The 14,428-nt window shown below is 56.4% G+C and carries 9 protein-coding genes; 1 reads left to right on the top strand and 8 read right to left on the bottom strand.

What is annotated here, in order from left to right:
* Positions 1-4 precede the first annotated feature (4 nt).
* Positions 5-1,342: an MmgE/PrpD family protein gene (locus OS190_RS10750; RefSeq protein ID WP_267158683.1), complete on the top strand. Its 1,338-nt coding sequence runs from the start codon at positions 5-7 to the stop codon at positions 1,340-1,342.
* Positions 1,343-1,358: 16 nt separating this feature from the next.
* Here the strand turns inward: OS190_RS10750 and uvrA are convergent, their stop codons facing one another.
* The 8 genes from uvrA to OS190_RS10790 form a co-directional block, all read right to left on the bottom strand.
* Entirely contained in the window at positions 1,359-4,220 is a 2,862-nt protein-coding gene (gene uvrA / locus OS190_RS10755; RefSeq protein ID WP_267158684.1) for an excinuclease ABC subunit UvrA, read from the bottom strand.
* A gap of 84 nt (positions 4,221-4,304) precedes the next feature.
* Entirely contained in the window at positions 4,305-5,540 is a 1,236-nt protein-coding gene (locus OS190_RS10760; protein WP_267158685.1) for an MFS transporter, read from the bottom strand.
* Complete coding sequence (locus OS190_RS10765; RefSeq protein WP_267158686.1) at positions 5,491-6,030, bottom strand: methyltransferase domain-containing protein; 540 nt, start codon at positions 6,028-6,030, stop codon at positions 5,491-5,493. The genes OS190_RS10760 and OS190_RS10765 overlap by 50 nt, the downstream gene beginning before the upstream one ends.
* Positions 6,031-6,298: 268 nt before the next feature.
* Positions 6,299-7,693 (bottom strand): dihydrolipoyl dehydrogenase, encoded by a 1,395-nt coding sequence (gene lpdA / locus OS190_RS10770; RefSeq protein ID WP_267158687.1) that lies wholly within the window; start codon positions 7,691-7,693, stop codon positions 6,299-6,301.
* An 80-nt stretch (positions 7,694-7,773) separates the two neighbouring features.
* A complete protein-coding gene (locus OS190_RS10775) occupies positions 7,774-8,361 on the bottom strand; it encodes a DUF924 family protein (protein WP_267158688.1) in 588 nt (195 codons plus the stop codon).
* A gap of 103 nt (positions 8,362-8,464) precedes the next feature.
* Positions 8,465-9,724, bottom strand: a complete 1,260-nt coding sequence (locus OS190_RS10780; RefSeq protein ID WP_267158689.1) for an MFS transporter — start codon at positions 9,722-9,724, stop codon at positions 8,465-8,467.
* A gap of 109 nt (positions 9,725-9,833) precedes the next feature.
* Positions 9,834-10,904, bottom strand: coding sequence for a tRNA preQ1(34) S-adenosylmethionine ribosyltransferase-isomerase QueA (gene queA, locus OS190_RS10785; RefSeq protein WP_267158690.1), 1,071 nt, complete (start codon positions 10,902-10,904; stop codon positions 9,834-9,836).
* A 9-nt stretch (positions 10,905-10,913) separates the two neighbouring features.
* Complete coding sequence (locus OS190_RS10790; protein WP_267158691.1) at positions 10,914-14,303, bottom strand: YhdP family protein; 3,390 nt, start codon at positions 14,301-14,303, stop codon at positions 10,914-10,916.
* Positions 14,304-14,428: the final 125 nt, after the last annotated feature.

Raw genomic sequence — 14,428 nt, forward strand, 5'->3', positions numbered from 1 at the left:
CGTCATGTCCCTGCCCTTTCAGCACTTTGTCGCTGATCTGACCTATGATGACTTACCGGATGCTTTACTCGCGACCTTGCGCCGGTCTTTTCTGGATACCATGGGCGTTGCGGCCGTTGCATCGACCACGCAAATGGCGCGGATCGCGGTGCGAGGAGGGCGAACCATGTTCGGCCCCACAACCGAAAGTTCGGCGCGTGTCCTGATGAACGGCACCCCCCTGTCAGCTGCTGGTGCGGCGATGGCCGGTGGTTTTACAGTCGATGCAGTGGACGCCCACGATACGACCTCTCCTTGCAAGGGGCATGCCGGTTCGGCGGTGTTTCCCGCCCTGCTTGCCCTTGCGGATGCATCACGCATCCCGCTGACAGGACGCGATTTTGCTGTTTTTCTCGCGATTGGATATGAGATCAGTTACCGTGCCGGACTGGCCCAGCATGCGACCTGCACGGATTATCACACGTCCGGCGCATGGACGGCTGTAGGTGTTGCAACCGCCGCTGCCCGAATGTTGCAATGCACAGCTGATCAAATTCGACACGCAGCAGGAATTGGCGAATATCACGGGCCGCGCAGCCAGATGATGCGTTGTATCGACCATCCTACCATGGTGCGCGACGGTGTTGGCTGGGGGGCCCCCTCTGGTGTTGTCGCAGCCTACCTCGCCCGCGAAGGATTTACCGGCGCGCCCGCCCTGACCTGCGAAGACGCACCGGAATTCTGGGCCGATCTGGGTCAGGCCTGGCGTACGGTTGAAGATACCAGTTACAAACCCTATCCTTGCTGCCGATGGGCGCACCCCAGTATCGACTCCGTGGCATCCCTGATGGCGACCCATGGCCTGACCCATGACAACATCGAAGCTGTTGACATCAAAACATTTCACAATGCGACCCGGCTTGCCGGGCATCGACCTGCGACAGTGGATGAATTTGCCTATGGTATCGCCTTTCCCGTTGCCACAATGATCGTGCGCGGTCAAATCGGGGTACAGGAACTGGCCCAGGACACGCTGTCGGATCCGGAAATCTTGCGGGTCAGCGACAAGATACGGCTGATTGACGATCCGCATCTGACCAGGATTTCCCAAGGGAAACGTTGGGCTCAGGTGACAATACATACGACAGATGGGCGCAGCTTTGAAGATGTCGCCCGCACGCCCAAGGGCGATAGCGATCTGCCACTCTCGGACGCTGAGATCTCAGACAAGTTCCATCTTTTCGCCGACCCGGTCCTGGGCAGCGCAGGCGCGACCGAGCTTGCGCAGCTGAGCAGCGGCTTTGACAAGCTTGACGCCTCTGGTTTTGCCCGTCTGCTCGATCTTTGCCTCTCAGCACCCTGAACTGGTCAGCACTGTTTCATTGCGCCGCGACTGATGTCTGTTTTTCCAGCATCGGTTTCAGGTATTTTCCAGTGTAGCTTTCTGCAAAGCCAGCCACCTCTTCCGGCGTTCCGGTGGCAACGACACGACCACCGCCGTCGCCACCTTCGGGACCAATATCGATGATATGATCCGCGGTTTTAATCACGTCGAGATTATGCTCGATCACGATAACAGAATTCCCTTGATCAACCAGTTCATGCAGCACTTCCAATAACTTGCGAACATCTTCAAAGTGGAGCCCCGTGGTTGGTTCGTCCAGAATATATAATGTCCGGCCTGTGGACCGCTTGCTCAACTCCTTGGACAGTTTGACCCGCTGGGCCTCTCCGCCCGAGAGGGTTGTTGCCTGCTGGCCAACCTTGATATAGCCAAGGCCCACACGCATCAACGCATCCATCTTTTCACGGATGGAAGGGACCGCGGCAAAGAAGGTCTGCGCATCTTCGACTGTCATATTGAGCACATCGGCAATCGATTTGCCCTTGAATTTGATTTCCAGCGTTTCGCGGTTGTACCGGGCACCCTTGCAGGTTTCGCATTCCACATAGACGTCGGGAAGGAAATGCATTTCGATCTTGATAACCCCATCACCTTGACAGGCCTCGCAACGTCCCCCCTTGACGTTAAAGCTGAAGCGGCCGGGCTTGTACCCCCTTGCCTTGGCTTCAGGTAATCCCGCGAACCAGTCGCGGATCGGAGTGAACGCTCCCGTATAGGTGGCAGGGTTCGAGCGCGGCGTGCGTCCGATGGGGCGTTGGTCAATGTCGATCACCTTGTCCAGATGCTCAAGCCCTTTGATGGTCTCGCAGGGGGCCGGAGTTTGGCGTGCTCCGTTCAAATTCATCGATGCGGTCTTGAAAAGGGTTTCGATCGTCAGTGTGGATTTACCACCGCCGGAAACCCCCGTAACACAAACAAATTTGGCGAGTGGGAAATCGACCGTGATATTCTGAAGATTGTTACCAGTAGCCTTAACCACCTGTATTTTTTTGTTATTTCCTTTACGTCGTTCGTCAGGCACGATAATTTTCCGGGCGCCTGTCAGATATTGCCCTGTGATTGAATTCGGATCTGCCGCAATTGCAGCAGGCACACCGTGACTGACAATTTGCCCGCCGTGTACGCCCGCGCCGGGACCAATATCAAAGACATAATCCGCCTCGCGGATAGCCTCTTCGTCATGTTCGACCACGATGACAGTGTTCCCCTGATCACGGAGGTTTTTCAGCGTCAGTAACAGACGATCATTGTCGCGCTGGTGCAATCCGATCGACGGTTCGTCCAGAACGTAGAGAACCCCCGTCAAACCAGAACCGATCTGTGATGCAAGGCGAATGCGCTGGCTCTCTCCACCACTTAAAGTACCACTTGAGCGTGCTAACGTAAGATACTCCAATCCAACGTTATTCAGAAATCCAAGCCGCTCACGGATTTCCTTCAAAATCGCCTTGGCGATTTCATTCTTCTGCTTGCTCAATTGAGATGGGACCGTTTCGCACCATGCCAGCGCATCGCGGATCGACATCTGAACGACCTGGCCCGCATGCAGCCCGGCAATCTTGACCGCCAGTGCCTCTGCGCGCAGACGATAGCCATCGCAGACACCGCAGGGTCTGTTGTTCTGATAGCGTTCGAACTCCTCCCGAATCCAGTTGCTGTCGGTCTCTCGGTAGCGGCGTTCCATATTGGGGATCACCCCTTCAAACACGCGGCTGACCTCATACACACGTCCCCCCTCGTCATACCGGAACTTGATCTCTTCTTTGCCAGAGCCATAGAGAAAAACCTGTTGGACTTTCTTGTCGAGGTCTTTCCATTTTGTGTTCTGGTTGAACTTGAAATGGGCGGCGATGGCTTCGATCGTCTGTTTGAAATAGGGGCTTTTGCCCTTGCGCCATGGGGCAAGAGCTCCGTCGTAGACTTTCAGATTCTGGTCCGGCACCACCAGACGCTCATCAAAGAACAACTCTTTGCCCAGACCGTCACATTCCGGGCAGGCACCAAAGGGCGCGTTAAAGGAAAACAGGCGCGGTTCGATTTCGGGAATGGTAAAGCCGCTGACGGGACAGGCGAATTTTTCGGAAAACGTCAGGCGTTCCGGGTCCCCCTCGCTGGGCGCGGTTTCAAGCACCGCAATGCCATCAGCCAGATCAAGAGCGGTGCGCAGGCTGTCTGCAAGACGTGTTTCCAACCCTTCGCGCACCACAATACGGTCAACGACAACGTCAATGTTATGGCGAAACTTCTTGTCCAGAACGGGCGGTTCATCGAGTTCGTGAAAGGCACCGTTCACCTTGACCCGTTGAAAGCCGGTCTTTCGTAACTCAATGAATTCCTTTTTGTATTCCCCCTTTCGATCCCTGACGATTGGGGCAAGAAGATAGGCACGCGTGCCCTCTTCCATCGCCATGATCCGGTCTACCATGTCCTGTACCTGCTGCGCCTCGATCGGCTTGCCTGTGGCCGGTGAATAAGGCGTCCCGACGCGCGCAAACAGCAGGCGCATATAGTCGTAAATTTCGGTAACGGTGCCAACGGTTGACCGGGGGTTTTTCGACGTGGTCTTTTGTTCGATCGAAATAGCGGGGGACAGACCGGAAATATGGTCAACATCGGGCTTTTGCATCATGTCGAGAAACTGACGCGCATAGGCTGACAGGGATTCAACATAGCGACGCTGGCCCTCGGCATAGATCGTGTCAAACGCAAGCGAAGATTTCCCCGAACCGGAAAGCCCTGTGATAACAACCAGTTGGTCACGTGGAATATCCACGTCGATGTTTTTGAGATTATGTTCGCGCGCGCCGCGCACCTCAATATTTTTCTGCTCTGCCATGAGACACCCCTGTTAACACTTCAGACATAAGTGTCCGCTAAGGATTCTCCAATGAAAAAATGAGAACCAAAGGGGAACGCACTACTATCTTCGCAAGCGGCCTAACAGGAGATGCACGAAAAGGCCAAGGGCAAGAACGATACCCGCAACGACGGGCAAGGCCTGATAGCCCATCGCAGCCAATGCAAGGGCGATTACCGGTGTACCCAGCGTGTTGCCGATATTTCCCATCTGGGCCATCGCACCGTTGGCTTGGGCTTGGGTGGCGGCTGTTTTGTTCAACTGGGGGACAGCGGCAAAACTGGCCCCCTGCACAAGGCCGAGCGTGCCGGCCAAAGCGATACAGGCCCAGGGAGAGGCCGGTGCGCACCAAAGCCAGACCATGCATAGCGCACTGGCACCAAAACCGCATTCAACAACCCGCACCGCCGGCAGGAAGCGTAACAGCATTACACCGAATGTCATGGATACCGCGATGCTGGTCAGGGGCATTGCCGTGACGACGATGGCACGTATCTCCGGGGCTAGGTAGGGCGGCAAAAGCGTCAGGAGGGATACGAAACTGAAGGTGTAGAACAACCAACCTGCTGCAGGTGCTGCAATATGCGCAGAACGGTAAATGGTGACATGATCCTGCAGGATCTTGCGCAAGGAAAACGCAGGATGTTGTTGTTTGCCGGGCAGCGCGCGCAGGCGCGAGGCAAGCAAGAAAGCGAATACCGCCATATAGAGGGAATGGGCCGCAAACAGGGCTGCGGGGCCCAACCCCAGTGCCAAAGGCCGACCGCCAAAAGCCAGAACCGCGAAAGCGACCCCAAAGAAGGTACCCCAAAGCGTCAATGCCAATCCTCGATCAGAAGGCGCACAAAGTTGCGCGATCAAAGTTGGCGCGGCGACAACGATGGCAAGATGCGATACCCCCTCGACAATGCGGCTCAACAACATCCACGGCAGAGGTGGCAGGCTGGCCTGGAATAGGGAGACCGCCGCCCCGATCCACAGCGCAGCAAGCAAGGCGCGTCGATAACGTATCCGCGCGACAAGCAGACCTGCGGCAACGCCGAACAGGATACCTACAAACCCTACCAGCGACACGACCCACCCCAGCGATGAACCAGCCTGCGGATAGAGATCGGGCAACAAGTCAAATATCACAGCGATTTTGGCGTATTGCGCCGCCCCGCCAAGGCCTGCCCCCCAAAGCAACAGAACCAATGTCCATGACGTAGGGGCTGTCACGGCGGTTTGCGGCTCTACCTGCATGCGAACATCAAACTTTTTGCGCCAATGCCCATGCACAAATCGGCATGTCTGGGTCATTATTGATGTCATCTGTTTCGGGGTCATACACCGGAGGCCAAGGTTTTTCGAGATTGCGTCGGGCGACATGGCGGTTGCCCCACTGCTCCGCATGTATGGCATCTTCGACAAAGCCTGCTTCGATCAACAGGTTTTTCAATCCCCGCGCGGTCCAGCGTGAACAGTCCTGGGGTGCGGCGTGCAGCGGTACGAAAAACGGTACCGCCACCCAGAAATACCCGCCGGGACGCAGCATGGCATAAACATTTCGGGTCGCAGCATAGGGCCGGTCCAGATGTTCCCAGACCTGATTGGCAAGGATCAGATCAAAATCCAGCTGCTGGCCGGTCGATTTGTCAACAAATGCGCCAGCACATATATCGTAAACGGGATAGCGGAATTTCGTATAGCTCTTGAAATCGAAACGCTCCCCCCACTTCCCGGAAATCTCAGCCGTATCAAGTTCTTGGGGACCAAGAGCCTTGATCATCCGACGGCTGGAGGACTGCATTACAACGCGATTGAGACTGACCATCCGTCTTGTATGACAGCCAGTTCAGGGGCCGTCCATACATCACCGCGCGCTATTGCATTCATACGCGTGAAACTTTTAGCGACGATCCTGCGTGCCTACGACGTAACGAGTAGCCTTTTTACCGGCCTGCCTGTGCAGGCCAACAGGGTCAGGGGCACCCATCAAGGGCGTCACCACCTCCTTGAGCTCCTGAGTCGGGGTCCGTACCTACAAGTGCGGACCCTTCTGTGAGGTGAAACTGAGATTACACATGGATCACACGATCATAGGCATCGAGCACGGATTCATGCATCATCTCCGATAATGTCGGATGCGGAAAGACCGTGTTCATCAGGTCTTCTTCTGTGGTTTCCAATTGACGTCCCACGACATAGCCCTGGATCAGTTCGGTAACCTCGGCCCCGATCATATGCGCCCCCAGCAACTCTCCGGTTTTCGCATCGAAAATCGTTTTGATCATGCCGTTTTCTTCACCAAGAGCGATGGCTTTGCCATTGCCGATGAAAGGGAAACGGCCCACTTTGATGTCAAATCCCAACTCTTTGGCCTTTGCTTCGGTATACCCCACCGAGGCCACCTGTGGATGACAATAGGTACAGCCCGCGATGCTTTCGGGTTTCACGGGGTGGGCATGTTTGCCGGCGATCAAATCTGCCACCATGACGCCTTCGTGACTGGCCTTATGAGCCAGCCAAGGTGCGCCTGCAATATCGCCAATTGCATAAAGCCCCTCTACCCCCGTGCGGCAAAATTCGTCCGTGAGGACATGCGTGCGGTCAATCTTGACACCCAATGCCTCCAGCCCCAGCCCCTCGACGTTTCCAACAATTCCAACAGCGGAAATGACCGTGTCGAAATCCATTTTCTCGGTCTTGCCGTTCACCTCGATATGGGCGGTGACACTGTCCCCCTTGCGATCCAGTTTCTGGACCATGGCCTTTTGCATGATCTTCATGCCTTGCTTTTCAAATGCTTTTTTGGCAAAGGCCGAAATCTCGGCGTCTTCGACAGGTAACACTCTGTCCATTACTTCGACCACTGTAGTATCGGCACCTAGCGTATTGTAAAAGCTTGCAAACTCAATGCCGATGGCCCCGGATCCGATGACCAGCAGTTTTTTGGGCATATGCACAGGTTGCAACGCATGCTTGTAGGTCCAGACACGTTTGCCATCGGCTTCAAGTCCGGGCAATTCGCGTGCACGCGCACCGGTTGCCAACACGATATTCTTGGCGCTAAGGTCTTCGTTGCCTTTGTCGGTCTTGACGGACACCCTGCCCTTGGTCGGGAGGGTTGCGGTGCCCATGAATACGGTAACCTTGTTTTTCTTCATCAGATGGCCAATGCCGCCTGACAATTGTGCGGCCACCTTGCGCGAACGTTTGACCACCGCATCCAGATCATAACCGACGCCTTCGGCCTTGAGACCAAATTCCTTTGCACGGTGCATCAGGTGGAACACCTCGGCAGAGCGCAGCATCGCCTTGGTCGGAATGCAGCCCCAGTTCAGACATATGCCGCCAAGATGCTCGCGTTCGACGATCGCGACCTTCATACCTAATTGCGCTCCGCGGATTGCGGCAACGTAGCCGCCCGGCCCGGCTCCGATTACGATCAGATCAAAGGAATGTTTGGCCATGGCATAAACCTCGCGAATGGATTTTTTAAATGTAGTTTAACGGTAAACTACATATGCTGGCCCCACAACCGCGACCTTGATCAGGCGGCTTTGTCCTGCTGACGCATATTGCGCAGAGTGCTACTATACCCGCCATCCGCGAGGTATTCTTTTTCCAGAACGGTACTGACACGCGACAGGGCGTCATTGCGATAGGGGAACCGTCCAAAACGGCGGATCACATCACGGTGGGCGCGTGCATGCAAAAGGTTGTTTGCCCCCTCTTTCGGCATACGCTCGCACATCAGACGCACACAACGGTCCTGATCACATAGGTTCTCGGAATGCATCAACGGCATATAGAAAAACTGCCGTGCAGGTTCGTCAATCTGCATATCCCAGTTACGTTCGATCGAAGATTTGGCAGCGGCCAACGCAATGCGATCAGAAGCAAAGGCACGCCCCTCGCCGCGAAACATGTTGCGCGAAAACTGGTCTGTCAGGATGATATAGGCCAGCGCGCCGGAGGGATAGGTCAACCAAAGGGAAAACTTGCCGTCGCAAGCTGCCTGCCACGCATCACCAAACCTGTCGCAGATCTGGGCGTCCAATGCATTGCTTTGTTCGTACCAACCTTTTGGCCCGACCTCATCAAGCCAGAATTCGAGGATCTCCTGAGGATCAATCATACCGTGTTCCTTTGGCCGAAATGGCCCAACCTCTTTACCTTAGGGACATTTTTAACCAACTGCCCACTCACGAATTATATCAAAACCGACATCTTTGACCGTTTCATGGGGAATTCTGCGTGTCTTGTTCCGCTTCCAGGGCGATTTCCTGCGCATATTCCATTGCGATACCGGTCGCCGCTGCCGTTAACGGCACATAATCGCCTGTCTCTTCGGCCGGAATGGCCTCGCGCTGGGTGGCTCGATAGGCCGCATAAAGCGCAAGCACGATAAACAGTGCCGCGGTAAAGAGGTAAAATCCGCCCGGCCCCAGTGAGGTGCCCATCATCCAACCCGTGATGACCGGCCCGGCAATCGCGCCCAGACCGTTGATGAATACCATACCGCCAGAAGCAGCCGCCATATCTTCATGCTCAAGAAAGTCGTTCGTATGCGCGATAAGCAATGAATACAAAGGGTTAGACATTCCCCCAACCACAAAGGCAGAAACCAGAAGGACGGGAAATACATGCCCCAGCAACATCCCTACGAATGATCCCAAAGCCCCGAAAATGGAGACAATCGCAATCAAGGTCCGCCGGTTCATCCGGTCCGAAATCCATCCAATCGGAAATTGCAGCAACACGGAACCAACAAAGAAGGTCGCTACAAACATCGAGATTTGCGCTACGCTCAGCCCCGCTTCGGCACCGTAGACAGGGGCCATGCCAAACTGGGCCGAAAATACGCCCCCCAACAAGAACATGCCGACACAGCCCAGTGGTGAAAAATTGACCAGTTCACGAAGACTCATCGGCTTGGTTGTATCAAAGGCAGGCGTGGGACTGATTGACAACAGGATTGGCGTGACCGCAAGGCTGACCAACACAGACGGGATCACAAACAGGACAAAACCCGAGGGATCTGCAGTCAACAGCAATGCCTGGGCAATGACGATGCCAAGGGTTTGAACCATCATGTACAACGACAGGGCCTGACCGCGGTTGGAATTGTTCGCCGCATTGTTCAGCCAGCTTTCCGCAACCACATAGACGGCTGAAAAGCAGAACCCGATCAACACACGCCCCAGCGACCAGACAACGAGGTTTGGAAAGGTCGGGTACAGAATCATCACAGCTGAGATCATGGATGCCAAGGCGGCAAAGACCCGCACATGCCCTACCCGACGGATCATGCCGGGTGCCATGCGCGAGCCACCAAGAAAGCCGACAAAATAGGACGACATGACGATGGACATCTCGAAGGTCGAAAACCCTTCAAGCGCGCCACGGATACCCAGCAGCGTGCCCTGCATGCCATTGCCGATCATCAGCAATCCCATGCCCAAGAGCAGCGCCCATGCGCTTGTTAAAACCTGTAGCATTGCAGCCCGTCCTTACTGTGCGTTGCCTCCGCCTAAGACCGTTGAGGTGGAAGGGTCAGTCCTGTCTGCGACATGAAATGCCGTTTACCAGGGTTTTGCGATTTCTTGTTCAGCTACGTTCTAACGCAGTGTGGGGGATTAACAACGACGCATCGCCATATGAGAAAAAGCGGTAGCCATGGGCAACGGCATGTTCGTAGACCCTTTTGATCTGATCCTGCCCCATAAACGCCGCGACCAGCATCATCAGCGTGGACTTGGGTAAATGAAGGTTTGTCATCAAGGCATCTGCCACATGAAAGCTGAACCCCGGCGTGATAAAGATGTCGGTGTCGCCTTCCCATGCAGTGATCTGACCGGTCGCATGGGCTGCGGTTTCAATCAGACGCAATGCGGTGGTGCCCACCGGAATGACACGCCCGCCCGCCGCCTTGGTTGCAGCAATCTCGGCTGCCGCCTTGCCGCTAACCTGCCCCCATTCAGAATGCATCTTGTGATCGGATATATCATCGACCTTGACCGGCAAAAAAGTGCCTGCCCCGACATGAAGCGTGACATAGGTAAAACCGACTCCAAGGTCGCTGAGACCCTGCAACAAGGTTTCATCAAAATGCAGTGACGCCGTGGGAGCAGCCACCGCACCTGCGGTTTTTGCCCAAACCGTTTGATAGTCAGTCTTGTCGCGGGCATCCGCAGCACGTTTTGCGGCGATATAGGGGGGCAGCGGCATTGCACCTGCCGCCTCCAGCGCTGTGTCAAAGGCATCACCTTTACAGTTAAACCTCAGATGGCCCTGTCCTTCTTCGATCTTCTCCAGCCGGGCATGCAGATCATCGGCAAAGATCACGGTTTCGCCCGGCTTGAGTTTACGCAGTGGTTTAATCAATGCCGACCAGGTGCCATCACTACGAGGTTCAAGCAGGGTCACTTCGATTTTGGCCTCGACCCGGCCCTGAACACTGTTGCGCACGCGCATGCCGAACAGGCGCGCCGGAATAACGCGGGTATCGTTCAGCACCAACCGGTCGCCCCGACGCAACCAGCTGGTCAGGTCGGTAACGCGCTGGTCATGAATTTCCACGCCATCCGACACAAGCAATCGGGCGGAAGACCGTGGCACCGCAGGCCGGGTGGCGATCAAGTGATCGGGCAGATCAAAATCAAAATCAGAAAGTTTCATGAGCGCGCTCTATCTGCCTTCAAAGCGACGTTCAACGGGTGTTTGCTCTGCTGGTTTTTGCCGGGGCAAGGTGCTTTCGCTTACGCCATCGACCTCGGGCAGTTCCGGGGGCGGCGCGCGAAATATCTCGCGAAACATCGCCGGGGTCAGCGCGGAGAGTGGATTGACCGAAACCTTGGGCTCCCTTGCTTGCCCGCTCAGGGAGTAGTTGAACCCGATCAACCCTTCCCCCTTGCGGGTAAACAGTGACCCGATTCCATTCAACAGATAGACTGGCGAAATCACGCCCTGCATCGCGATCTCCCCTGTATCCAGCGCATAGGTCCCATCCATGGACAATCCCATGGAAGCACCCACTGCACTGGCTTCGGTCAGGGTCAAGCGGTTGGGTGTCAGACGAAAGCTGGCCTCCACATCCTCAAAATAGATGCCATCCCCGTTCAGCTCGTTAACCAGCCCAACAACAGAAACAGCGTTCAGCAAGGCGGCAATGCCCGGTGCATCCTTGATCGCGACGCCGCCGATTTCAAGGCGCCCGTCAAAGGCACCGCCAGAGCCTACCGGCAGCAGAACCAGCGACAAACTGCCTCCAACGACCTGTTTTAGCAATCCGGCGGCCCGTAAAACCTGTCCGGCGTCCGAGGAGACCAATCGCACCGTGCTGCGTTTTGATTGCGGCACCAAATTACCCTCTACCGGTGCCTCGCCGTTCAGCAACGCCTTAAATCGGCCATCAAGGCCCTTGATGGTATCAAATCGCCCATTCATTTGTGTCAATGCAATTGTGTCGGTGATTTGCAATCGGTCGAGTGCCACTTCCATTGGAGGCGTGTCCGGGTCCGGCACCCCGGAACCAAATGCCGCTCTGCGCAGGTCAAGCGATCCGCCGCGCAACACTACCTGTACCGGTTTGCCAGCGCCACGCCCAACCAGATCCAGCGGCACGTCAAGCCAATTGCCGACCTTGACCTGATCAAAGCGTATGCGATCCAAAGTACCGCCCTGTTTGAGTTGCACCAGCCCTGATGCAGACAAGCCGTTGGCCGAAACCTCCAGCCTGTCTACTGAAGGAACCGCCCCCAGGGTCACGCCGACATCAAGCCGGCCCGCCCGGTTTGCAGGTTTGCGCCAGGAAACCTGCGGCACTGTCAGCCTCAGCCCGACCAGATCAGAGCGCAGTCGCAATCGCGGAGGGGCACCCCGGTTCAGCGTCACCTCAACCTCGCCGCGACCTTGACCGGACACCGACCCTTCGGGCAATCGGATGCCAAACCGGTCCAGGGAGTCATTGTTCAGGGGAAATTGCGCATTTAGTTTTCCCGCGGCAGCATCAGGCCCAACCGGTTGCTTGAGAACCGCATCAAAGGGAACACCGTCAATCTGCCCCTTGCCGGTTAGGGTAAAACCGCTGTTGTCTACAAACAACGCCAACTTTGCTGCCTCAATGCTGCGGCCCTTCACCAGAACATCAGATTGCAACCCGATGAGATCGCCCTGCACGTGATAATCAACCTTGACCCGCTGTCCGCGTTTCAACGGCAGGGCGAGCGTACCGCTCAGTGCCGCCTCACCGCTGGCAAGGGCCACAGGCAGCTTGGCCTTGTCCATCACGGACAGGGGAGGCATGTTCAACAATGATAAAGCTGCGGTGATGCCCGACCGCGCCTCCAGCCGGACAATCGCCGGCGTGCCGTCCTTGGCGCGAATGTTCGGGATGATGAAGGATGAACCAGTCATCTTAATTGCGCCCCCCTCGGGCGGCGTGAGGTTTCCGCTGTCCAGAGAGACCACCAGACGATCATTGGTCAGAGTGACGTGGCCACGCCCTTCACTGACCGGCGGCAAGGTTTTGGAAAAACGCACCGTCGCTTCTTCGAAATCAAGGGCAAGATAGGTCTGGGGCGGCGCACCCGGCGAGCGGCGCACAGCCGCGTCAATATTGTGAACAACACCGGCCATGAGGTTTTTTTCTAGCCAGCCGCGCGTATGGCTTGCTGCGCGTTGGGGCCACAGTTCCAACAAGCGCTCAGGTGCCAGGGCATCCATGCGGGCATCCAGGGCAACATGCCACCCGTCACTGTTCGCCGACACTGCGCCGGACACCACAGCGGTTTGACCCTGATCAGAGATCTGCCCCCTCCCCAAAGTAAGGCGGAAAGGGTCCAGTTCCAGACGGAAATCCACCTCGGCCCGCGCAAGGCTTACAGGCGCATCGTAAAGGTCGCTCGGATTGGCGGAAAGGCCCGACAGTTGAATCTGGCCGACAAGATCCTTCAGCTTGCCCGTGTCACCGTCCAGTCCCAAGACAGCCGTGCCCGCCGCCTGCCCGGTCACCCATTTGCTGCGCAGGGAAAGTTCGGCGAAAGTCAGCAATTTTTCCGCAGGTTCGTAGCTAAAGTAACTGCGCGCCCCTTCAAAGGGGATCGCGCTGGTGCCGGCATTGGGCTGCACCACACCAGCGCCAATTTGCAGGGTCGCGGCCAGCGGCTTGAAAGTGGCATCTTCGTTCAGCCCCGACCTGACCGACCCCGAAATCGGGGCCTTGAGCACCCCCAGCCATGCAAAGGCCGGGCCTTGTGCAGCAATATCCTGCGCCCCGACATCTTCGAATGCCATCCCGAATTCCGCAGCAGTTTCGCCAATCTGGCTGGTGTAGTTCGCCGCCAGTGTCGCGACCCCGACTCCTCCATCGAGAATCGCAAGATCCGCGTTGATGCGCAGGGCGTCCCCATCACGCACCAGCTTCATGCGACCGCCATCCAAGGTCCAGACCCGCCCCGAACGCGCATCTTCAAAGCGCAGGGTCAGTGACCGCAGATCAACATCACGCAGCATGTTCAATGCCGGGCTTAGCAGCACATCATCCACCTGTCCGATCAGTTCTGGCAGTGTCGCCGCTTCGCGTTCCGCGCCAAAACCGCTGAGACCGGTCTGCACCGACACGCGGCCGTCCTCATCGCGTCTGAGACGCGCCACGAGGCCGGTCAGTGCAATGGCTTTTGGCTGAACGTGGCCTTCCAACATGCTCCGGGTGGAAAAAGTGGCCTTGAATTCACTGAACCTGATGAGTTCCTCACCCGTGACGGCGCGAACGGCCACATTGCGCAGGCGAATGCGGGGGCGCCAGCCTTCCTCCATCAAAAACGCCATTTCACCGAAACGCACCCGCGCCTGAGGCAGTTCCCTCGCAATCCTTGCCTCAATCATCGTGCGAGCCCAGGCTGGTGCTGTTACTGCGTTGTTTTTGAGATAATAAACCGCACTTCCGACCAACAACACAGCCACGGTCGCGAATCCAAGGGCGGCATTCAGGATCCACACCAGCGACCGCCCCAAATAGCGCGACGGCCTTTTTGCGGATCCGGATTTTTCCGGTCGAGGTGTGGCGGAATCGCTCATCTTCATCCGATTCAGGGTCATGGGTACCTGGGAAATGTCAGCCGTTTGATTGTAGGCTTGGCACGCGCCAGTATCGCTCTAGTATGTCAGGCCACAATCGCGCTTCCAAGTGCCAACCCTAAGCC

The organism is Sulfitobacter sp. F26204 (genome assembly GCF_026410305.1).
GTDB lineage: Bacteria > Pseudomonadota > Alphaproteobacteria > Rhodobacterales > Rhodobacteraceae > Sulfitobacter.